General features: G+C 61.0%; 23 protein-coding genes and 1 pseudogene. 14 read left to right on the forward strand and 10 right to left on the reverse strand.

Annotated features, from left to right (window positions below):
* On the forward strand, positions 1 to 1057 hold a 1057-nt coding region (locus GYH35_RS17000), incomplete at its 5' end, for a pectate lyase family protein (protein WP_456115295.1).
* Between the two features lie 80 nt (positions 1058 to 1137).
* Here the strand turns inward: GYH35_RS17000 and GYH35_RS17005 are convergent.
* Complete coding sequence (locus tag GYH35_RS17005) at positions 1138 to 1599, reverse strand: RidA family protein (RefSeq protein ID WP_161811101.1); 462 nt, start codon at positions 1597 to 1599, stop codon at positions 1138 to 1140.
* Between the two features lie 169 nt (positions 1600 to 1768).
* On the opposite strand from GYH35_RS17005, the pseudogene GYH35_RS17010 reads away from it, so the two are divergent.
* Positions 1769 to 2257, forward strand: a pseudogene (locus tag GYH35_RS17010) (isochorismatase family protein); the annotation flags it as partial.
* A gap of 7 nt (positions 2258 to 2264) precedes the next feature.
* Positions 2265 to 3578, forward strand: a complete 1314-nt coding sequence (locus tag GYH35_RS17015; RefSeq protein WP_161829023.1) for an alginate export family protein — start codon at positions 2265 to 2267, stop codon at positions 3576 to 3578.
* On the opposite strand, the gene GYH35_RS17020 is transcribed toward GYH35_RS17015, so the two are convergent.
* Positions 3575 to 3739 carry a hypothetical protein gene (locus GYH35_RS17020; RefSeq protein ID WP_161811104.1) on the reverse strand — a complete coding sequence of 55 codons (165 nt, stop codon included), beginning with the start codon at positions 3737 to 3739 and terminating at the stop codon, positions 3575 to 3577. The genes GYH35_RS17015 and GYH35_RS17020 overlap by 4 nt on opposite strands.
* Positions 3740 to 3811: 72 nt before the next feature.
* Here GYH35_RS17020 and GYH35_RS17025 point away from each other — a divergent pair, with 72 nt between their 5' ends.
* Complete coding sequence (locus tag GYH35_RS17025) at positions 3812 to 4150, forward strand: hypothetical protein (protein WP_161829024.1); 339 nt, start codon at positions 3812 to 3814, stop codon at positions 4148 to 4150.
* A gap of 46 nt (positions 4151 to 4196) precedes the next feature.
* On the opposite strand, the gene GYH35_RS17030 is transcribed toward GYH35_RS17025, so the two are convergent.
* Positions 4197 to 4526 (reverse strand): hypothetical protein, encoded by a 330-nt coding sequence (locus GYH35_RS17030; RefSeq protein ID WP_161829025.1) that lies wholly within the window; start codon positions 4524 to 4526, stop codon positions 4197 to 4199.
* 49 nt (positions 4527 to 4575) lie between these two features.
* Entirely contained in the window at positions 4576 to 4923 is a 348-nt protein-coding gene (locus GYH35_RS17035) for a hypothetical protein (protein WP_161811107.1), read from the reverse strand.
* 483 nt (positions 4924 to 5406) lie between these two features.
* On the opposite strand from GYH35_RS17035, the gene GYH35_RS17040 reads away from it, so the two are divergent.
* The 6 genes from GYH35_RS17040 to GYH35_RS17065 all read left to right on the forward strand — a co-directional run bounded on the left by GYH35_RS17040 (position 5407) and on the right by GYH35_RS17065 (position 12228).
* Positions 5407 to 5868: an Ig-like domain repeat protein gene (locus GYH35_RS17040; RefSeq protein WP_161829026.1), complete on the forward strand. Its 462-nt coding sequence runs from the start codon at positions 5407 to 5409 to the stop codon at positions 5866 to 5868.
* Positions 5869 to 5928: 60 nt separating this feature from the next.
* On the forward strand, positions 5929 to 10074 hold the full coding sequence (locus tag GYH35_RS17045; RefSeq protein WP_161829027.1) for an RHS repeat domain-containing protein: 4146 nt from the start codon (positions 5929 to 5931) through the stop codon (positions 10072 to 10074).
* A gap of 11 nt (positions 10075 to 10085) precedes the next feature.
* Entirely contained in the window at positions 10086 to 10583 is a 498-nt protein-coding gene (locus GYH35_RS17050; protein WP_161829028.1) for a hypothetical protein, read from the forward strand.
* Positions 10584 to 10684: 101 nt separating this feature from the next.
* The gene (locus GYH35_RS17055) at positions 10685 to 11347 is read left to right on the forward strand and encodes a hypothetical protein (protein ID WP_161829029.1); all 663 of its coding nucleotides are present in this window, start codon (positions 10685 to 10687) and stop codon (positions 11345 to 11347) included.
* 61 nt (positions 11348 to 11408) lie between these two features.
* Positions 11409 to 11765, forward strand: coding sequence for a hypothetical protein (locus GYH35_RS17060; protein WP_161811113.1), 357 nt, complete (start codon positions 11409 to 11411; stop codon positions 11763 to 11765).
* Between the two features lie 37 nt (positions 11766 to 11802).
* Positions 11803 to 12228: a hypothetical protein gene (locus GYH35_RS17065; RefSeq protein WP_161811114.1), complete on the forward strand. Its 426-nt coding sequence runs from the start codon at positions 11803 to 11805 to the stop codon at positions 12226 to 12228.
* A 61-nt stretch (positions 12229 to 12289) separates the two neighbouring features.
* On the opposite strand, the gene GYH35_RS17070 is transcribed toward GYH35_RS17065, so the two are convergent.
* From GYH35_RS17070 to GYH35_RS17095, 6 genes are all read right to left on the reverse strand, one after another.
* On the reverse strand, positions 12290 to 13123 hold the full coding sequence (locus tag GYH35_RS17070; RefSeq protein WP_161829030.1) for a YsnF/AvaK domain-containing protein: 834 nt from the start codon (positions 13121 to 13123) through the stop codon (positions 12290 to 12292).
* A 19-nt stretch (positions 13124 to 13142) separates the two neighbouring features.
* Positions 13143 to 13535, reverse strand: coding sequence for a YsnF/AvaK domain-containing protein (locus GYH35_RS17075; protein WP_161811116.1), 393 nt, complete (start codon positions 13533 to 13535; stop codon positions 13143 to 13145).
* Positions 13536 to 13664: 129 nt separating this feature from the next.
* A complete protein-coding gene (locus tag GYH35_RS17080; RefSeq protein WP_202624374.1) occupies positions 13665 to 14954 on the reverse strand; it encodes a TRAP transporter large permease in 1290 nt (429 codons plus the stop codon).
* Positions 14951 to 15460 (reverse strand): TRAP transporter small permease, encoded by a 510-nt coding sequence (locus GYH35_RS17085; protein WP_161829031.1) that lies wholly within the window; start codon positions 15458 to 15460, stop codon positions 14951 to 14953. Before GYH35_RS17085 ends, GYH35_RS17080 begins: the two co-directional genes overlap by 4 nt.
* Complete coding sequence (locus GYH35_RS17090; protein ID WP_161829032.1) at positions 15457 to 16491, reverse strand: TRAP transporter substrate-binding protein; 1035 nt, start codon at positions 16489 to 16491, stop codon at positions 15457 to 15459. Before GYH35_RS17090 ends, GYH35_RS17085 begins: the two co-directional genes overlap by 4 nt.
* A complete protein-coding gene (locus GYH35_RS17095) occupies positions 16488 to 18335 on the reverse strand; it encodes a feruloyl-CoA synthase (RefSeq protein ID WP_161811119.1) in 1848 nt (615 codons plus the stop codon). Before GYH35_RS17095 ends, GYH35_RS17090 begins: the two co-directional genes overlap by 4 nt.
* Before the next feature lie 46 nt (positions 18336 to 18381).
* Between GYH35_RS17095 and GYH35_RS17100 the strand changes: the two genes are divergently transcribed.
* From GYH35_RS17100 to GYH35_RS17115, 4 genes are all read left to right on the forward strand, one after another.
* On the forward strand, positions 18382 to 18921 hold the full coding sequence (locus tag GYH35_RS17100) for a MarR family winged helix-turn-helix transcriptional regulator (protein WP_161829033.1): 540 nt from the start codon (positions 18382 to 18384) through the stop codon (positions 18919 to 18921).
* Positions 18911 to 20254 (forward strand): amidohydrolase family protein, encoded by a 1344-nt coding sequence (locus GYH35_RS17105; RefSeq protein ID WP_235936808.1) that lies wholly within the window; start codon positions 18911 to 18913, stop codon positions 20252 to 20254. Before GYH35_RS17100 ends, GYH35_RS17105 begins: the two co-directional genes overlap by 11 nt.
* Before the next feature lie 40 nt (positions 20255 to 20294).
* On the forward strand, positions 20295 to 20702 hold the full coding sequence (locus tag GYH35_RS17110; RefSeq protein ID WP_161829035.1) for an SRPBCC family protein: 408 nt from the start codon (positions 20295 to 20297) through the stop codon (positions 20700 to 20702).
* A 160-nt stretch (positions 20703 to 20862) separates the two neighbouring features.
* A complete protein-coding gene (locus GYH35_RS17115; RefSeq protein WP_161829036.1) occupies positions 20863 to 21756 on the forward strand; it encodes a substrate-binding domain-containing protein in 894 nt (297 codons plus the stop codon).
* The last annotated feature ends 3 nt before the right edge of the window (positions 21757 to 21759 follow it).

Raw genomic sequence — 21759 nt, forward strand, 5'->3', positions numbered from 1 at the left:
GGCGAATGCGCACCACGTCTGGATCGATCACAACGAGCTGTACACCCGGAACATGAAGTGCCCGGGCACGCCGGATGACGATACGACCTTCGATGGCCTGCTCGATATCAAGAACTCGGCCAGCTTCATCACCGTCTCGTACAACTTCATTCATGATCATGCGAAGGTCGGCCTGATCGGCGCGAGCGACACGGACAGCGCGGAGCGGCGCGTGACGTATGCTCACAATCGATACGAGAACGTCGGCTCGCGTCTGCCATTCCAGCGCTTCGGCTACACGCACGTCTACAACAACTACTACAACAACATCACGGGCAGCGGCATCAATCCGCGCATGGGCGGCCACGTCCTGATCGAGAACAACTTCTTCGAGAATGCGCTGAACCCGGTGTTCTCGCAGTCGAGCATCCTCGGCCAATGGGACCTGCGCAACAACAACGCCCGCAGCTCCGCGGATAACGCGCGTTTCAACATCCGCTGGACGGCCTGTTCCGGCAGCACGCCGTGCCAGAAAGCAACCGACTGGACGACGACAGCGACGTTTCCGATCGCACTCCCGTACACGTACACCACGTACGCGCCTGAGGTTTCCCGTTGTATCGCGTTGAACGCGGCAGGCTCGGGCAAGGGCCTGAGAGAAGCCGCGAGCGTGCTGAATATGTGCGGGGGCAGTCCTACGAACGATGTCTATCAAACCGAGAATGGGGCCATGGGCGGCGGCACTGTTTTCGAGAATAAGAATGCCGGATTCAATGGCGCCGGCTACGTGAACTCGTCCACCAACGGCGGCTTTGCACAGATCGACAACGTCGACGGCCGCGGCGGCGGTGCGAAGACCCTGCGCATCCGGTTCGCTCTCGGCGTTTCGACGGCGCGCGCGGGACGGCTGGTCGTGAATGGAGTCGGTACAAACATCACATTCAACTCGACCGGAACATGGGCGACGTGGGTGCTGCAGAACGTCACCGTGACGCTGAACAACGGTGCCGCGAACACGATCCGATTCGAGTCGACCGGCCAGGACCTGGCGAACATCGACCAGGTGGAAGTCCTTTGAGCGGTCCGCGAGCGTGCGATTCGCAAGCACCGAACGCGTGCCGCAAGGACCCGGAGACTCGCCGAGTCGGCAATCTGGCGTCACGGGCTGGTCGGCAGCAGGGCGGTAAAGCTGATCTCGATGAGCTGCTCCGGAAAGGCCAGCCGCGTTGTCCCCACAATCGTGCTCGCACAGCTGGGGCGATCGGTTCCGTACGCCGCCTTGCGCACCTTGCCAGCGACGGCGAACGCTGCATCCACGTCTAAGACGTAAAGCGTCTCCTCGACCACGTTGTCGAGCGCTGCGCCGAAGCGGTGCAGGAGTCGGGCGGCATTTGCGTATGCCGTTTGCATCTGCAGTTCCATGTTCGTCGCATCGAGGATCTTGCCCGCCGCATCGATGGGCGCGGGCGCGACGAGCTTGCCGCTCTCATCGTGACTCAGCTGGCCCGATACGAAGATCACATTGCCGACTTGGACCGCCTGGCCGTAACCGTAGGCGCTCTCCCAGGGCAGACCGAAATTCTCGACTCGTTTGGCGATGGGTTTGGCTGCGAGTGACATGACGCCTCCTGAGAACAATTCCGCGAGCTCAGCATCCGGACTCGCAGGCTCTGCGTCTTGAAGGATTGCGATGGGAATTGGCTCAGGGCGCGCTCGCCATCATGTAGCAACGGCGTCCAAGAAAAGCCGGCAGCTCCCAGCGAAGATCGTGCGCACCGAAAACTCGAGGATTCCCGTCATCACCACGGCCTCGGAACCGAACGGCCCGAATGGACCGCTGATGTCGGAGCTTGCGCATGCGGCGCCAAAGGCTCTGTATGTACCGCGCAAGGGTGAGGTGAACGCCTGGGACAATCCGGATTTCGTCGCCGCCGTTCGCAAGACCGGCCGGAAGACTCTGATCATGGCCGGTGTCTGGACCAGTGTCTGCGTCATGTTCCCGGCGCTCGACGCCAAGGCGGCCGGCTACAAAGTCTATGCGGTCACGGACGCTTCGGGCGATCCGAGCCTGCTCGCGTCGAGCACGACGATTGCCAGATTCGTGCAGGCCGGCATCGTCCCGACTTCGACCAACGCGGTTGTGAGCGAGGTTCATCGGACCTGGAATCGACCGGACGCCCCGGAGATTGCAAAGCTCTACGGTCTCATCTCGCCGAACTATGCCGCCGTAGCGGAGAGCTTCAACAAGGCGCAGGCAGCTGCGCGGCAGAGCGAGTGATCGCGCGATGATCGAGCGCTGCCAGCCGCTGTGGGGGAGCGCAGTTTGCAGCGCCCGCACGCTACTGGTAGCGCTCTGTATCGTCACTACGACGATCGAGCCCTCGCACGCGCAAGACCAAAACTGGTCGCTCGAGGTTAGTGGCGAGCTGCGGGAGCGCTTCGAGTCCGCCAACAATCCCGTGTTCGGGCTCTCGGCGCCTGCGCAAAACGACTATCTGCTGCACCGAGCGTCTGTCTCTGGAGAGCTTCGTCGCGGCGACGACTTTCGCGCCGTCGCGAAGATCGTGAGCGGCCTCACTTCGAGCTGGAGTGGATCGCCACCGCCCACGCAGGAGGATTCGCTCGATGCTTTGGAAGCTTACGTAGAGCAGTCGTTGTCACTCGCACGCGGGCAGCTCGCATTGCGCATCGGGCGGCAGGAAATGGCGCTCGGTGCTGCGCGCCTCGTGTCCGTGCGCGAGAGTCCCAATGTTCGGCGTGCGTTCGATGGCGTCAGTGCGTCGTGGACAGACGGGGAACAGCAACGTGCAACAGCGTTCTTCTTGCGTCCCGTGTGGCCCGAGGATGGCATCTTCGACGATCGCAGCTCGCAGGCGGAGCGATTCTGGGGTCTCTACGCCACCTGGCTGCCCAGTCCAGAACGCCTCGGGATCGACACATATTATCTGGGGCTCGATCGGGCCAATGCAGTGTTTGCTCAAGGCTTGGCACGAGAGCTGCGTCATACCATCGGTGCGCGTGCGTTCGGCATGCGCGCCGGCTGGGACTGGAACATCGAAGCTGCCTGGCAGTGGGGATCGTTCGGCGCGGCCAACATTCGCGCATGGACTGTTTCAATCGATGCTGGATTCGAATTCGCCGCTCTGCCTTTCACGCCGCGGGTCGGTCTCAAGGCGGATGCCATCAGTGGCGACCGAAATCCGCACGATCGCGAACTGGGTACCTTCAATCCTCTGTTTCCCAAGCTTCCCTATTTCTCCGAGGCCAACCTGGCGACACCCGCCAATCTGCTGGACATTCAACCGAGCCTGAGTCTGTCGCTCACCGATCGCCTGAGCGCCACGCTGAGCTGGAACAGATTGTGGAAACATGAAAATGCCGATGCCTTCTACGCGCCCCTATTGACGCCGGTGACCGGTACCTCGCGGAGTCGATCTCGGGACATCGGGTCGCAGACGAGCATGCTCGTCAGTTGGCAGGCCACTCGGCAGCTCGATCTCGGCGCTACCTACGTCGCATTCGAGCCACATAACGTCATCCGGCAAGCGGACGGTCGTGCAGGCAGCTTCCTTGCAGCATGGATACGATGGACCTTCTAGTGCGAGCCCGTCGCAGGAATCAATAGCGCGATCGATGGCACGCCGATCAGGACCTGGAAGTCGCGAAGAAATGTCTCGCGGCGGTTGCCGAGCAGGATCGAGAGTGGATTTTTGCCGGAACTGCGCAGGTGTTGTATCCGGCGCTGGAGTGATATCCCCATTCAGGCTTTCCCCGCTATGCAGCTTTTGTGCGTGTTCATAACATCGCCGCGTGCCAAATAGGAGGGCCCCGAGTGATCACGCGCTTTCGATCTATCGTTGCAGTATCGCTGCTGATGGCATCATCTACCGCCGCGCACGCCTACACGGAATGCACTGGAAACGTAACTCGGATCTGGAATGACGGCACTACCTGGGTTTGGTTCGATACAGGTCTCGTTTGGGGACTGTGGCCGGCCGATGACGAACAAAATCTCAACGGTAAGGACCGATCGAAGAACATCCTCGCGCTGGCGACGACAGCCATGGTCAGCGGGCGATCGGTAACGGTGCGGTTCATCAACGACGGAGTGTCGTGTTCCGGGCAGCAGACAGCGAATAAAGTTTGGGGTCTTTATCTCAACTCGATGTGAACCGTGTTGCCTGGCTGCTCGCGCAGCCAGGCAGTGATCACACTGCTCACTTCGAGATGAAGATGTCGTAGAGGCCGCACTCGCTAAAGATCCGAGTACCGGCGTCCTCCGCCCTGATGTAGACATTGAGCTCGCTCGAAAAAGCCATCATCGCGGTTGCGTAAGCCGACCTGCCGCTGGGCGAGTTCATGTCGAGCCAGTAGCGCTTACCGCATGTGCCCGTTGTTTGCGCCATACCGACGAAGGCGTACGTGCCTTCGACTCGCAAGTCGGTTATCGGACCGATGTTCGCGACCAGGCCTGCTTGCGCATTAGAGATGCCCAGCATGCATGCCATGGCAATCAAGAGAGTGAATCTGCCAGAGTTTTGTTTCATGTTGCACGACTCCTTGTCCGCTAGATCATCCTGAAAGCTCGACTGCAACTCAGCCCAGATCCTCGACGAAATACACGCTGGCGGCATTCCAATCCGCGAGAGTGCAGGTTTGGGCGGGGTCCCGCATGTAAAGGCGTACTGTGGTTCCGGCCTTTTGAGCTGCGATGAAGAGGGCGTGCCAACTGCGGCAAGCGGCGGCTGTGGTTGCGACGCCTTGGTAAGTGCCGTCGACGCTGACACTGCACAGCAGCCAGTGTCCGTTGTTCCCCTGGCGAATGTAGAGTGACCCATCGTTCTGAACAGCGACGCTGGTGATGGGACCATCGCACATGGCGGCGCCGGCATTTGAGCAGAGCAGGGTCGTCAGCAGCACCGCAACGAACGCATTCTTGAACATACTTGGCACCCTTCCGTTGGGATTTTGTGATGGTTATCTCGTTGGCCGCGAGTAGTTTCGAGCTACGCCGTTACGCTGTCAACGAGGTCGGCTTCGAGTTCGGCAAATTCCTGAATCGCTTCTGCCTCTATTGACATAGACACAGGCCGGACTCGAAACTGGACTGAACACTAAACAGGAACAGAAGCTCACGTCAGGGAAGAGAAGCTCACGCTGATTCTTCGCGGCAGCCGTCGCTCTACATCAACCAATGCATTCGTCCGCGCCGATCCACGCAAGTCGGGATTGGCCGAGCGGTCGTGCGGCTGCGCAACGCCTTCCCTGATTTCAAGCTGACGCTCGTTGGTGTCCAGAGTTCGGTGGAATGGGCGGCACGAATAAGTGATGACAAGAGTCAATGCTCGCGGTGGCAGTTCAGCCACCGTACTCAAGCGGTGTGGTGGGGTCGCGGTTCTAGCAGCATGCGTCGGGCTTGTCAGCCCTGTGCGGGCTGAGGAGACCGTCACCTATTCGTACGACGCCCTCGGCCGGGTCATCTCGGTGCAAAGCGCCGGCGGACCCAACGATGGCATCCAGCACAGCTATCGCTATGACGCGGCGGGCAATCGCACTCAGTTCGTGATCGGCGACGTTTTTGAGTTCAGCCGGACGAACAACGTGGCGAACATCGTGTCCGGCGGTGCTGTCATCGAGGTGAACGTGAGCGGCAGCGGCGCTCTGACCGGCACCGTGACGTTTACCGAGAACGGCGTCTTCCTCGGCTCCACGCAGGTTTACGATGGTCGGGCGAGCGTCTTTTTGCAGGGCCTGGCGCCCGGCGTGCATACGATCACTGTCAGCTATTCCGGCGATGCCATCAACGCGCCTTACTCGCGCACGTTCACGATCCGAGTTCAGAACCTGAGCTGGCTGCCTGCCGTGCTGGACTTGCTTCTGGCGGACTAGCGTCGCGCCGCTTGCAGTCGATTTGATTTGAGGACGAGGAAGAGGGAGAGGGTGAGGCGGATGTTCAGTGTTCTCCGGCCGATGGTTGGCGCGGTTCTGTTGTTCGTGGGGTGCATAACGCCGGCATTGGCGCAATTGTCCTCGGACGCGCCGCCGCCGAAAGTTCAGGCGATCGACCAAGTCAATGTCGATCTGCGCTCCGGTCAGTTCGTGTGGGCCGCTGGCACGCTCAGTATCGGTCTGGCCGACAAACCGGCGCTCACCTACACCTATCTCGCCTCCAGTGGCGGCGCCGATCAGAGCACGCCGCGCGAGGGCAGTGTGTACTGGCTGTGCTACGACGATGGCTCGGGCTATTGTTCGTACAACAACTACTACTTCAAAATGGACTGGCGCGTTGAAGCTGCCGAGTACGGCGCGATCGAGACGGCTGAGAACTCGCGTATGTCCGAGACACTCACGGAGTATTTGCTCACGCAGCGTGATGGCACCGTATTGGCCTTCGCCAAGTCGCTGGCGCGACCCAACTACTATATGGACAGCCAACCCGGCGGTCCGACCGAAGTCGCGCGACTCACGTCGGTGACTTACCCCAATGGCGAGAAGCTGCTCTACAGCTACTCAGGCAACCAAGGCGCGCGCTCCATCACGAGCACGACGGGTTACCAGCTACGACTGGTCGATGACAAGATCAGGCTGATCAACCTGGCGGTCGACTATTGCGATCCAAGCGCGTCCGGTTGCACGCTGACTCGGCAATGGCCAGAGGTTGCGACGTCGCAGTTCCATGCAACCGACACGATGGGTCGCACAACTCGGATGAGTACGGTGACCCAGCCGGGGCCGAATCTTTCTGCGTTTACGATTACCAGCCCGACTGGACGAACGACGACTGTTACCAGGCAATCTTCGCCTTACCCAAATACGTGCTTTGCGCCGCCGACGGTCTCGCAGATCACCACCGCGGCGGGCACATGGACTTACAACCCTACATACAATTCCAGGGGCTGCATTCTGTCCAGGTCGGCGACGAATCCAGCGAACGCCACGACGCAAATACCGAATACCGCAAATGCTTCGGGTTTCATGATCATCGATCCGCTCGGCAGAGCAACCTCATACGAGCATGATTTGGTCACGGGGACCATGAAAACGGTGGTTCTCCCCGAAGGCAACAAGGTCGTCTCCACGTTCGATCAGCGTCACAACCAAATCGAAACTGGGGTCACGCCCAAACAGGGCTCCAACCAAAGCCCAACGAGCTCCTCGGCGAATTATCCGCCCTCGTGTGTGGCGGGCACCGAGAAGACTTGCAACCAACCGACATACACTGTCGACAGTCGCGGCGGGCGTACTGACTACTACTACGATCCGCAGCATGGCGGTGTCTTGAGAAAGACTTTGCCCGCGGGCGCGAATGGAGTGCGTCCGCAGACCCGCTTCAGCTACGAGCAGCGCTCGGCCTATTACAAGAACGCATCGGGGCAGCTCGTCGCCGGTCCGCCGATCTGGAAACTCGTTCGCACATCGGCTTGCCGCACGCAGGCTGGAGCCCCGATCACGGGACCTGGCAACGCAGCGTGCGAGAACACCGCGGATGAGGTCGTCACTGAGTACGGTTACGACGGCAACCTGTTGCCGGCTACGGTGACGGTGCGGGCTGGAGATGGGTCGGTCAGCGCGACCACGACCACCACCTATGATCCAGTGGGCAATGTCGTCTATGTCGATGGGCCGCTGCCGGGCTCAGCGGACACGACTCGCTATGTTTACAACGCCAATCGCGAACTGGTTGCGACGATCGGTCCCGACCCGGACGGCAGCGGCAGCCTGCTGCATAGGGTAAAGCGAACCAGCTACAACGATGACGGCCAGCCGATGTTGATCGAGCAAGGCACCGCCACGAGCCAGTCCGATGCCGCGCTTGCCGGGATGGCTGTTCTCCAGCAGATCGCAATGGACTACGACGCCGCGGGTCGCAAGATCAAGGAGCGCGTGATTGCCGCTGGCGCGGTCCAAGCCGTGACCCAGTACAGCTACGACATTGCGGGTCGGCTGGAATGTATGGCGGTGCGCATGAACCCGAGCGTCTTCTCATCATTGCCGAACTCCGCCTGTCAGCTGGGGCCGCAAGGTACTTTCGGCCCAGACAGAATTACCCGCACTGTTTACGACGCGGCCAATCAGATCCGGGTGGTGCAGCGGGCGTATGGCACGGCGGTGCAGGCGAATCAGTCGACGACGTATACGCCGAATGGCCTTGCCGAGACCGTCGCCGATGCCAACGGCAACCTCACCACCTACGCCTATGACGGCTTCGACCGGCGGATGCGCATTTACTATCCCGACAAAAACAACGGCGCGGTGAGCTCGAGCAGCGACTATGAAGCGTTCGACCATGACGCGGCCGGGAATGTCAGGAGTCATCGGTTACGCGACGGGCAGACGCTCTCCCACACTTACGATGCGCTCAATCGCCGTACTTACGACACGAACCCCAAGACGAACGTTGCCGAGGTGGACGTCAGTTACAGTTACGACAATTTCGGCCAGCTCATATCAACGAGCGATGGAAATGGCTGGGCGGCTGGGTTCGGCTATGACCCGTTCGGGCGCGTTGTGCAGCAGTCGAGCAATCTGTCGTACAACACTTTCCAATACGATTCCGCCGGTCGCTTGATCCGGCAGACGTGGGCGGACGGATTCTTCACCACGTTCGACTATCTTGTCACCGGTGAGGTGTCGGCCATCTGTGAGAACGGCAGCTGTGCGAGCGGCAGCTTCAAGCTCGCATCTTTTGGTTACGACAACGTTGGGCGTCGCACGTCGCTTACGCGCGGCAATGGAACGAGCTCGAGCTATGGTTACGATGCTGTCTCACGGCTCGAGGCGCTTAGCCACAACCTTGCGGGCACGAGCGCCGATTTCGCGCTTACGTTCAGCCGCAATCCTGCCGGCCAGATCACAACGCGCACATCGACCAATGACTCGTATGCGTGGACCTCGCCGTCCAGCGACTCGCGCGGCTATGCGGTGAATGGACTCAACCAGTACACGCAGGCGGGCAGTGTCGCGCCAACTTACGATACACGCGGCAACCTGACTTCTATCGGAGGCAAGGTCTGGCAGTACAACTCACGCAATCGGCTCTTTCAGGACAATGCCGGCAACTCCTTTTATCATGGCCCGCTCGGGATGCTGAGCCAGGCCGACGGCCTGAGCTTCGACTACGTCGGCAACAAACTAGCCACCGAGTTCAGCGGCGGTCAGGTCGCGCGGCGCTACGTGTACGGTCCAGGCGTCGATGAGCCGCTGGTGTGGTACGAAGGCGCCGACACCGGTGCGCGCCGATGGCTGCACGCGGACGAGCGCGGTTCGATCGTGTCGGTCAGCGACAGCGCCGGGAGTGCGACTGCCATCAACACTTACGACACCTACGGCCTGCCAGGCTCCTCAAACCAAGGCCGCTTTCAGTACACGGGCCAGAAATGGATCGCCGCGCTCGGCATGTACGACTACAAGGTCCGCGTGTATTCGCCGACCCTCGGACGCTTCCTGCAAACCGATCCGATCGGATCCGCAGATGACCTCAATCTTTATGCGTACGTCGGCAACGATCCCATGAACAAGACCGATCCCACCGGTCAGTACGGTCGGGGCAACGGCTACTCCGAAGAGGAGTGGCGGAAGTTCGAGAGGATTCAGAGGCAAGCGGCCAACGATATGGAACGTAGGGCGCAGCGGTTGGATAAGCAGGCGAATAAATTGGACGCAAAGGGCAAGCCGGGCGGCGACGATCTGCGTATAGCCGCTACGAACTTGCGAAACGGAGCCAAGGATCTGCGCAGTGACGGCTCGGATGGAAAGTTGGCCCACGCCGTGGACGGTGAGACCTATGTAAAGATGGGCGGAACGACGGGGGGCGCGGCGAGAGCCGAAGTCGGTGGCAACGAGATGTGGATAAACAAGGACAACAAGAACGCCTGGCAGGCCCGCAACAATGAAGGCATGCTCAAGTGGGTCGTCGGCCACGAATCCTTGCATTCGGGCGCCAGGCTGATCGACCTGGCACTCGATATGGTTTCTTCGTACGCATTCGGAAGCCCGGAACAGCGCCGTGCTTTCGAGATGTCGCGAGGAAACAGGGAGGGTTACTACAAGCCCGACAACCTGATGGATCTCGTCTATCCCAAGTTCGCGCACTGACCGAGAACAGCATGTCTCTTGCACATCCAACCATGAGATTGTTCGGGCTGATCGCAGCGCTGAGCCTGCTCGTTGGTGCGTGTTCAGGTCCGCCGACGAGCAAGGACGGTGATGCCGGCCCGCTTGCTGAGCGGGATTACACGTTCACGGCGGTCGATGTGCCGTCCGAGGAACGATTCAAGCTTGTGCTGGAGTCGAAGAGCCGGCGACCGATATGCACCGGAAGCTCAGAGTGGCCGAACGCCGCGGGCTTCATGGAGAATGCCTCGACGCGGGCCTCCGTGGTCGCCGGTCAGGAAACATTCCGATACAAGGATTTTTCCATGGACGTATGTCCCTGGAAGTCTTGCGGCAATCCGATGAAGCAAGGCGCGCGCATCGAGTCGAGCTTGTTCTACAGGCACTTCGAATTGCCCGAGAGGCTATACGATGCGCCGAAAGAACTGGTGTACCGACCGCACCCGTTCTGGTGCGACACCGGTCATTGGATAGACGAGCGGAAGCGCTGATTTCCAGCACGGGTTTAGCTGGCGTGGTGTCACCGTCGTCAACCCATGCACGGATGAGGTTCACCCGCTGATCAAGGCGTTGTCCGATAGTGCGAGGCTCGATGAAAGGACCGGACATCGCTAAGGGCTCCGAGGGCTTGGCGATAGCCTCGAGCGCTGAGAAGCGCTGCGTATTCGTCACGCCGATCGTGGATGTCCTTCTGGGGTTCAGCATCGACAGAACCTCGAGCGCGTCTGACAATGTGCTGAGGCCGTTCGCGTTTCCGCTCGCATTTGGCAACACGCTCGTGATCCTCGACTCGACGTTTCCCATGCAACACACCCGGTTCAACCCGCAGGAAAAGGATTGCGTTGAACGCGCGCGGGGGCTGCTCCAGCAGTGCGTCGAGCCCTGGCTGAGCGTGCGGCGAACGCTCGAAGGGCTTATCGCCAACACGCCACCGCCCGAGAAGGGATACAGCTACAGCCTGAGCACTCACATTTACTCACGAGGCCATGGGCCGTCGGTGGTTCGCTTCGTCAAATTGTTGTGTCTGGTCGACAGAACTGGCGAAGCGCGTGAACTGATAGACGATGCGACTCAGGAATTCGAGAAGCATGGGGGCGAGACGATCGCGGAAAACGACTATCGAAAGCTCCTCACGCTGCGCTCGGAAATAGTGGACGCGAGCGAAGCTGCCAGAGCCAAGTACTGGAGCGAAGCGCGGCAGGCGATGCTGAGTGCGCTGAAGATCGATCCCGTGTATTTACACGGTGCGGCCTAAGCTGTCCGGTGCACAATCCGGGGCTGATTTAATGGCGGACGTTGGATTGCAAGGAGAGCAAATGAACAAGCTGACGAAGGCATTCATCGCGGCAGGGCTGCTGTGTTTTGGCAGCGCTCAGGCCACGGTCAGGTACACCGACGCGCAGATCATCGAGATCGAAGTGAGCGATACTCAGATCTTCGTGTTTTTCCAAGTGATGAGCGGCGATGTTCCGCCCCTGGGAAATGGCGGCACGAATAGTCTTCCCAACCGACCCTATCTGACGCTGGCGGGCACGGCCGCCGAGGTCGCGAGTCGCAAGCACATGCTGGCCACGGCGCTCGCTGCCAAGGCGTCGGGCGCACCCGTTCGCGTGCGGTGGGACGACACGAGTGCGACGCCGGACAGAGTGGAGTACCTGCTGGTTCGCAACTAGGCGGCGCAGATAAGGGCTGGATTGGAGAGGGGCTCGCATGCCGGTCTTACCTGAAGATGCTGTCGCGCATCTCCGCAAGCGGCGGGACATCCATCTGGGCGGGCAGGAGATGACGCCATCCTATATGGCGTCGCTATTGATCCGGGACGCAATGGTCCTTGGCATCGACGATCTGCGCGTGCGCTTGTTGTCAGAGGGTTGGACTGTTGTCAGTGGCGCCCAGGATTGGACTCGCCTGGGTCCAGGCAGCGAACTGCCGCGCGCCGCGCTGTTTCGCCGCCTGATCAACTTCGGCCAGGCGGGGATCAACGAGATCCGGCACGAGGTGTACCTCGTTGCCTATTGCAGCGATGCTTTCGCGCACGATGCCGCGGGTCTGGAAACACTCGCTGGTGAATCCCCCAGCCCGGGGGTGCTGGCGACGCTGGAGCCAGGGCAGTTCCACATGGGATTCAGAGTCTAGCTCGAGGCCGGCATAGCTCGAGAGGCAGCTGCCTCTCGAGCTCGTCGGTTAACTCCGCATATCAGGTCGAACGCTTGTTCCTCGTTGAGGGCCCGCGAGGTTTGGTGCGAGTGTCATCGACCTCCACTTCGGTGTGACGGACGGTGTCGTCGACGGTTTCGGTGCGCTCCTCGGCCGTTTTACGTACAACAACCTCGCCCGTGACTACCGCATCCTTCGCTACTACAGCCTCCTCGCCGCGTTCGGTTGCTTCGATGGTTTGTTCGCGAAAGACGTCGGCACCCGCGGCGCCTTGGGCCGGCCGGCGCTCGATCTCGACCCGCTCTTCGCGCAGCGAGACATCCTCTCGCACCGGCTCCTCCACGACGTAGGATCGAACTCGCACGCCACCGCGATCGACCTCGCGTTTGCCGACTCGCAGTCGTTCTTCCGCTACGGGAATAGAGCGTTCGTCGCCAGTCGCGCCGGCCAATCTGGCGCTGGTGGCCGTGTCCTGTTCCATCCGATAGGCATCGCTATCGTCGGAAATTTCATCCGACCATCCTTCGGCTCGCCACTGCTCCGTGCGCTGGTCCAGATCTATGGCGTTCGTGGCTTCCAGCACGCCGATCGCCTCGTCGGTTCTTTCATCCGTGACACGAGCCGTCAGCAAGCAGCCGCCACGTCGAAGTCCTTCGGAGTAAGCCGGCCGATCGTCGTCGCCGACGAACAAATCCTTGATCGACTCCCACAGTCCCTTGTCGTCGCCAGGGTCGGTGCCGACACGCCTCGAGCTCAGCTGTTGGCTCACGATGCGTACATCGCCATCGTCCAATCCATGGCTCAGCAACTGCTGGCGGGCTGCTTGTGCCTCCGACTCGGAGTCGTAGATGGCAGTGATCGTTCGGGTAGTCATGACATTCTCCACAAATAACTCAGGTGTCCTCGCCGTTCGGTGAATTCTGCGGCTCCACGAAGACCTCGGTCGCGCGCAAGCTCACGGGAATCTGGACGGGCTCTTGCAGGACTTTGCGCTGTACGTGCAACTCCTCCACGAGCACCAGATGTTTCACCAGAACCGCGCGCTCTTCGACGATCGGGATAATGACCACGCCGCCTTCCTCGCGGACGCTGGGAATCGCATCGACTTCCTGGTTCACAGGGACGCGACGGATATCCACCTGTTCGCGGCGCAGGGTCTCGGAAAGGACTTGCTGACTCTCCGTCATCGCAGTACGGATCGTGACGCGGTTGCGCTCTACTACGCGCTTTTCGATGCGCGCCCGCTCCTCGACCAATGGGATCCGGCGCTCTGGCTCGTCACTCACGATATTCTCCGCAGGGCTGTTGACTAACAGACCAGCCGCACAGGAGTTCCTGCATTCAGCGATGCGTCGCTGCGCCCGAGAGCGCCGACTAACAAATGATAGAAGCGCAAGCGTCAGGTGCGCGAAAAGCTACGTCGTCGCAGGAATCAGTAACGCAATCGACGGCACGCCGATCAGGAGCAGAATCCTCACGACATCGATCAGGACAAACGGCAGCACGCCGCGAAAGATCACACGCGTCGGCACCTCTGGCAGGACCGCCTTGAGCACGAAGACATTGAGGCCGACAGGTGGCGTGATCAGGCTGATTTCGACCGCGACGACGACAAAAATTCCGAACCAGATCGCGTCGAAGCCAAGCCCGGTGACGATCGGAAAGAAGATGGGCACCGTCAGCAACACCATGGAGATGCTCTCGAGCACCATGCCGAGCAGCAGATAGATCGCCAGTATCATGAGGATGACCGGCACCGGATCAGCCCCGAACAGCGTGATCCAATGATTCAGGTCGGCGGGCAGGCCGGCGACGTTCACGAAATTCGCGAACAGGATGCCGCCGAACAGCACGAAAAACAGCATCGCAGTCATGCGGCTGGTTTCGACCAGAATCTCATACAACGCTGCGCGATCCAGGCGCCGTCTCAGCAATGCCAGCACGAACGCGCCAAAGGCTCCGACGCCGGCTGCTTCGTTCGCGGTGAATGCTCCAAGGTAGATTCCGCCGATGACACCAACGAACAGAATCAGCACGCCGGCGATCCCGCGGGTTGCGCGCAAACGAGTGCTCCATGGTAGCGGCTCGGCTTCTTGTGCATGCTCGTCCGAGCGCAGCAGGGAGAGCCTGACAGCGACGAGATAACCAATGATTCCGACTACGCCGGGCAGGATGCCTGCAAGGAACAGCTTGCCGATGTCGCTCTGAGTAATGACGCCGTAAATAACGAGCACAATCGACGGCGGAATGAGAATGCCGAGCGTGCCGCCCGCGGCGATCGTGCCTGTTGCGAGGCCGTCCGAATAACCGTAGCGGCGCATCGCAGGCATCGAGACTCGCGCCATGGTGGCAGCTGTGGCAAGCGATGAACCGCAGACGGACGAGAACCCTCCGCAGGCAACGATGGTTGCCATCGCCAGGCCGCCGCGGTAGTGCCTGAGCCACGCGTTCGCCGCCTCGTACAGATCGTCGGCGAGCCCGGCCTTGACGACGAAGTTGCCCATGAGCACGAACAACGGCATGACACTTAGCGTGTAGCTCATGGCGTTGTCGTAGAACACCTGCCCGAGCATTGCGAAGGTGGGATCGACGCCGAGCAGGACGGACATGCCCACCAAAGCGACGATCGTCATCGCGATTGCGATCGGAACGCCCGCGACGAGCAGCGCGAGCAGCGCCAGAATGCCCAGGATCCAATCGATCATCGCGCCTCGCGTATCAGTTGGCGCGCGCTCTTGCAGCGCTCGTGTGCAACGAGCATGAGCGATAACGCGGCGAGCGCGGTGCACGCCGCCATGGCATAGCCGAGCGGCCCTTTGGGAATGCGCAGGAATAGCGTTACATCGCCGTAGGCAGCAAGGCGGCGCGCATGCTCGAATAGTTGCCACGCAACGATGCCAAAGATGAAACATCCCAGCGTCGCTGCAACTATCGCTTGGATCTCGCGAGCTCGCGCCGACAAGCGGTCCGTCAATAAGGTGACGGTGATGTGCTCTTCTCGCAGGCAAACCAACGGCGCCGAAATGAATACCGTCAATGCCAGCAGGATCTCGGTCAGCTCGAACGCGCCCGGCAGAGGCCGAGACAGAAAATAGCGTCCGATCACATCGACGACGGTGACGATCATCATCGCGAACAGCAGGACGGCCGCCGTCAGTCCAAGCAACAACTCCCCGATTCGTCCGGCTGGGCGAGGTCGAAGGGCGTTCAACTGCCGCCCCTGGCTTTCAGGGCCGCGATCTCTTTCTGCAATTCTTGTTGAGCCGCGCGGGCGTCGATTCCCTTGGCTGAGATCTGCTGCAGCGTCTTTGTCACGTAGGGCTCGAGTGCTTTTCTGATCGTGGCCATCTGCTGCTCGCTCGGTGTCGCCAGCTCGATCTTCCCCGCCTTCCGCATGCTCGCGAGGGCGGCGGCGTCGGCGCGATCCCATGTCCGGCCGGCGGTGCGCGCCAGCTGTTCGCCGGAGACGGACATGATCGCGTCCTGGTCCTGCTTGGAGAGCTTGTTCCACCGACCGGCGTTGACAACCAGAAACATCGACACGTTGTACAGTCCGCCCGGCACGAGCAGGCCCCGGTCGAGCACGCCGGTGAGATTGAACGAGTCGATGGACTCGGCCGGGAACTCGACGCCATCGGCGATGCCGCCGGCTAGCACTTGGTAGACTTCCGTGACCGGCGCTTGTATCGGGATGACGCCGAGCGCCTTGGCGCCGTCCTGGGCGAAGCCTCCGGCCACACGGATTTTCGAGCCTCGCAGCGATTGCATCGAGCTCAAGTCGCGGTCGCGTGTCCACAATTGTCCGGGGCCGTGGGTGAAGATCGCCAGCAGCTTCGTGCCGCGATGTTCGTTCGCCTTCGCGAGATAGCGCTGGTGCACGCGCCAGTAAGCAACCGACAGGTACTCCGCGCTCTCGGTTTGAAATGGAAGCTCCGCAAGCAGCGTCGCTGTGAAGCGGCCGGGCGTGTAGCTATGAATGCCGAAAGTCACGTCGGCGACGCCGTTTGCAGCGAAGTCGAAGTGTGCCGCCGGCGGCCCCAGTGGCGCAGCGAGGAGCTGGATGACGACGCGCCCATCTGTTGCTTTCGTGACTTGCTCGGTCCATGGCTTGATGGTCTGTTCGAACAGCGGGTGCTGTGACGGCAACCAGTTGGACAGGCGCAGCACGGTTTGGGCGTGGAGCGGGGTTGCCGCGCTCAATAGCACGATGACGAACAATAGAACGGCGGTCACTCGTTTCATGCGCTGGGCTCGTCGATGTCGATGACGTCGCCACGACGAACAGAGGCATACAACGCGGCAACCAGCTGCGAGCGATTGCGCAGCACCGCTCGCTGATTGATCGAGCCCTTGTCGGTGACTTCGCCGTGATCGAGGGAAGGGGGAGAAGGCAGTAGATGCGCACGTCGGATGTGGCGTGTGCTCGATGCATTTCGCCGGGCATGCACGCGCAAGCAGGCCCGGAGCAGGCCCTTGATGACAGCATCGCCGGCGATCTCCTCGTGCGATGGTGTGTGCGAGAGTCGCAGCGCGCGGGCACACGCTGCGACGTCCGGAACGATCAACGCGGTGAGATAGTCTGCATCGGGGCAGGCGATGACTACGTCCTGTACGAACGGCGCGAGCTGAGCGATCAGCTCGGCGCGCAGTGGGCCGACGCTGACCCAGCTGCCGTTCGATAGTTTGAAGTCCTCGCCGATGCGACCGTCGAACACCAGGCCGCGAGTGGGATCGTTTTGATCGAGCAGGCGTACGGCATCGCCGAGGCGATAGAACCCTTCGTCGTCGAAAGCTTCCGCTGTGAGCAAGGGCTGGCGCCAGTAACCGGGTGTGACGCTTGGGCTGCGGACGCGAATCTCGAGTTTCTCGTTCACCGGAGCCAGCTTTACCAGCGAGCCACTGGCAGGCAGGCCAACCACGCCGGCACGACCCATCGCGGGAGTTGTGAAGGTCACCGCAGGCCCGGTTTCCGTCGCGCCGAGACCGGAAAGCATGGGCGTTGTCAGGCGACGTTCCTGCAGCGACATTGTGTCGAGCGCGTCCCAGGTGTGCTGCGCGAGAGAGGCGCCGGCGAAAAAATAAGCGCGCAGCCGCCAATAGAAACATCTGCGCAGCTCCCCATCGTCCCGCAGATGCTGCGCGATCATTTCAAACCCCTTGGGAACGTTGAAATACACCGTGGGCGAGATTTCGCGCAGGTTGCGAATGGTCTCTGCAATGCCGGCCGGCGTCGGTCTGCCGTCGTCGATGTAGAGCGTGCCGCCGTTGCTCAGCACCAAACCCACGATGTGGCTGCCGCCAAATGTGTGACTCCACGGCAGCCAGTCGACGACCACGGGCGGTTCGTCTACAAGGAACGGCATGGATTGCCGCTGCATCATCGCGTTGCTGCAGACCATGCGGTTGGTCGTGATCACGACCTTCGGCTGGCCGGTCGAGCCGGACGTCAGCAAGAACTTCGTGATGGTGTCGCGGTCCGTGTTCCGATGACGGATGTCGAGCTCGCTCGTAACAGGCGCCTCGAGCTGGGCCAGCGTGGTTACTTCACGATCGGCGAGCGGTGCATCGCCGACGATTTCAGTATCGGGCGATACGAGCTTCATCAGGGTGCTCGAGAAGGACGGTGTATCGAATGCGGCGACCATTCCAGGCGTGAGCAGCTCGATCACATAGCGCGCTTTGCCGAGGTCCGCCGACGCGAGCGAATACGCCGGTGACATCGGGCAGAACGGAATGCCCGCCCACATCGCCGCGAAACTGAGCACGAGATGCTCGATGCTGTTGCCCGACACGATCAGGATGGGCCGCTGGTCCGACAGATTGCGTGTGGCGAGGCCGGCTGCGACACGGCGTACGCACTCGAGCATTTCGCAATAGCTGACATTCTTCCAGCCACCGCCGTGAACGCGCCGAGCGACCAACGTTCGCGCGGGAGCAACGCCCGCCCAATGTTCCAGCCAATCCATGAGCCGTGCCGGGTACGCGGGCAACGTGCCCTGCGGCTGCAGCAGGACGGAGCCGCCGGCCCTCGGCTCGAATCGCGTGTGGAACGGATCGGCAGTCCAATCGAGCTCGTCCTTAGCCATATCGTCTCGTCCAATTAGTATGTGACACATACTATTCGTGTTGCGAATGAAATCGCAAGCCGCTACATTGCAGCGGTCGCAGTTTGTTTCGGAAGAATCGATGTCGCGCAGCTCGAAAGCGAAGGTGGATGACCTGGCGGAAGATCTGGACGAGTTGCCGCCGCTCACCGAGGAGCTCGAGGGATTTCTCGGCTATCGGTTGCGTCGCGCGAACGCGGCGATGCATCGGCACTTCATCGCCGCGGTGGCCGACCTGGGCATCACGCAAAAGCAGGCCGCCATGTTGTGGCTCATCAATAGCAATCCCGGCACTGCGCAGGTGTCGGCTGCCGATGCACTCGGCATGGATCGTGCGACCACGATGGCGATCGTCGATCGTCTCGATGAGCGTGGATTGCTGCTTCGGAAACAATCGAGCGCCGATCGGCGCCGCCAGGAGCTCTATCTCACGCCTGCGGGTCAAAATTTATTGCGCAAGGCCAAGGCACGCGTTGCCAAGCACGAAGAACGCTTCACCTCGTTATTCACGGCCTCGGAGCTCAAGTTTTTGTTGGAGGCGTTACGGAAGCTGCGTGATGTCACCTAACAACGTCGCCCTCCTGGCGATTTTTCTCAGCGTGCTCTGCTGCTTGCCGGCTCGCGCGCAAGCGCCTCAGCAGCCACCGATCACAGCCTTCGTCGCAGTCAACGTGCTGCCGATGGATTCGGATCGGGTGCTGCCTGGTCAAACCGTGCTGGTCGAGAACGGCAAGATCGTCGCGATCGGCGCTTCGGTCGACGTGCCGAAAGACGCGCAGATCATCGATGGCCAGGGAAGCAGGTTCCTGTCACCGGGCCTCGCCGACATGCATACGCATGCCGATACGGCTGCAGACCTGGCGCTTTATCTGGCCAACGGCGTCACCACGGTACTCCACATGGGAGAGGCATCCTCGGCCTTCATGGGGCAGATCCGCCCGGCGGTCGACGGCGGCAAGATTCCGGGGCCGCAGGTCTACGCTGCGTTCGTCGTCGATGGCTCGCCTCGCTACGGGCATTTCGTGATTACCACGCCGGATGAAGCGCGCTGGATCGTTCGTCTCGCCAAGACCAACGGCTACGATTTCATCAAGGTCTATAACGATCTTTCAGCGGAATGCTTCGAGGCTCTCATCGAAGAGGGCAGGCGCCAGCAGATCGCCGTCGCCGGTCATGGTGTTTCTCAGGTCGGGCTCGAGCGTCAGCTCGCCGCGGGTCAGGTGCTGGTGGCTCATACGGAAGAGTTTCTGTACGCGATGTTTTCCAGTTCGAACGATCGCCCGCCCAGCCCGGAGCAGATTCCAGGCGTGATCGCATCGATCAAGCGTTACGGCGCCTTCGTGACTGCGGACCTGAATACATACGCAACCATTGCGCGCCAATGGGGGCGCCCGGCCGTCGTCGCGACCTTCATGCAAGCGCCCGAGATTCGTCATCTGTCTCCCCAGCGGCGCATCGAATGGACATCGGCCGGCTACGCGAAGCGGAGCGGCGACCTGACTGACAGACTGAGCTTCCTCTCGCGCTTCACCAAGGACATGAGCAATGCGGGCGTGCCATTGGTTGTCGGCACCGATGCGCCCACCATTCCAGGCCTGATTCCGGGCTACTCGGTTCATGAGAATCTTTACGCACTCGAGCACGCAGGTCTGACTCGATACGAGGTGCTTGCGGCGGCTACCCGCGTGCCGGGCGAGTTCATTCGCCGCTCCGTGCGCTCGGCTGCTCCCTTCGGGACGATCGCACCTGGCAGCCGAGCCGACCTGATTTATTCAGCAAAGAATCCGCTCGAGGATCTTTCGACTCTTCGCGAGCCGCTCGGCGTCATGGCGAAGGGCAAGTGGTATGCGCAATCCGATCTTCGGACGCTCCTGGATGAGGTCGCCAGGAAATACCGATAGTCGGAGCGATGAAGAGAGCCATCAGACCAAGGAAACCGTCATGAAAATTACTGTCGAAACCACCGTTGCCGCGCCGATCGAGAACGTCTGGCGTGCCTATACGACGCCCGAGGACATCAAGAAATGGAATGCCGCGTCCGATGACTGGCACACAACTGCTGCCACGGTCGATTTGCGCGTCGGCGGCGCATTCTCCTCACGAATGGAAGCCAAAGACGGCAGCATGGGATTTGACTTCGCGGGCGTGTACACGAACATCGTGAAACACAAGCTGATCGAGTATTCGTTCGGCGACCGCGTTGCGCAGGTCGAGTTCAGCGAGAGCCCGAAAGGGGTCAAGGTGCGTGTGACGTTCGACGGCGAGTCGACTCATTCCGTCGAAGAACAACGCGGCGGCTGGCAGGCGATCCTGGACAACTTCACTCGCCACGTCGAAGCAAACCGCTAGCGTCGCTCGGTCCGAGGGGCGCTCGCCGAGTGCCCCTCGGATCCTAACTCCCTGTCCTACAATAGAAATCCACGCCCTGGCCGGGCCGACGCAATACTTATAACTCAGCACCCGCTTTGGATTAGCGCCAAGCTCGGCGCCGGGGGCATCGTGGCGGCCTATGACCACTGCCCAATCGCTGAAGCTGCGAACCAACCTCGCCGATTACCCCGTGACCCTGGCCATGAAAGACGGCCGCGTCACGTCCCCTCTGGTGACTCTGGATTGCTGCGGCCCGAAGACGGCGCACGATGGCTTCAAAGCCATGCTGCGTGAGAACGCTTTCGACTGCGGCGAACTGGCCATCATCACTTATCTGCAAGCCAGGTCGTACGGCAAGCCGTGGGTGCTGTTGCCGACGCCGATCTCGGGTCGCTTCCAGCATCACTGCATCGGATTCAACATCGAGCACGGCGAGTTGCAGCCAAAGGACATCGAAGGTCGAGTCGTCGGCGTGCGCACGTATGCGCAAACGACAGGTCTGTGGGTGCGCGGCATTCTTCAGCACGAGTACGGCGTCGATCTCGACAAGGTCACCTGGGTGACGGTCGATGAATCGCATCTGAGCGAATACAGCGATCCGCCGAACTGCCGCAAATTGCCCAAGGGAAGCAAGATCGACGAGATGATGTTGAAGGGAGAAGTCGCGGCCGCGATTCTAGGCGTCGACATGCCGAAGGACCCGCGCGTTCGCACGCTGGTGCCGGATCCGCACAAGGCCGCCGCTCAGTGGTACGAGCGCGAGGGCGTGATCCCCATCAATCATTTGTTCGTCGTGCATGAGGACTTGACCAAGCAGCGTCCGGATGTGGTGCGTGAGATCGCGCGCATGATCAAACAGAGCCGCACGCACGCGCCGTCGTCAGTAGTGTCGGGGCTGCCGCCGCTGGGCCTGGAGGCGAACCGCAAGGGCCTGGAGATGGCGATCGACTGGTCGTACGAGCAGAAAATCATTCCGCGCCGTTTCAAGGTCGATGAGCTGTTCAATGACTTGACTGCCAGCCTGGATGTTTGACGA

Origin of the sequence: Steroidobacter agaridevorans (assembly GCF_009932555.1) — a bacterium.
Lineage (GTDB): Bacteria > Pseudomonadota > Gammaproteobacteria > Steroidobacterales > Steroidobacteraceae > Steroidobacter > Steroidobacter agaridevorans.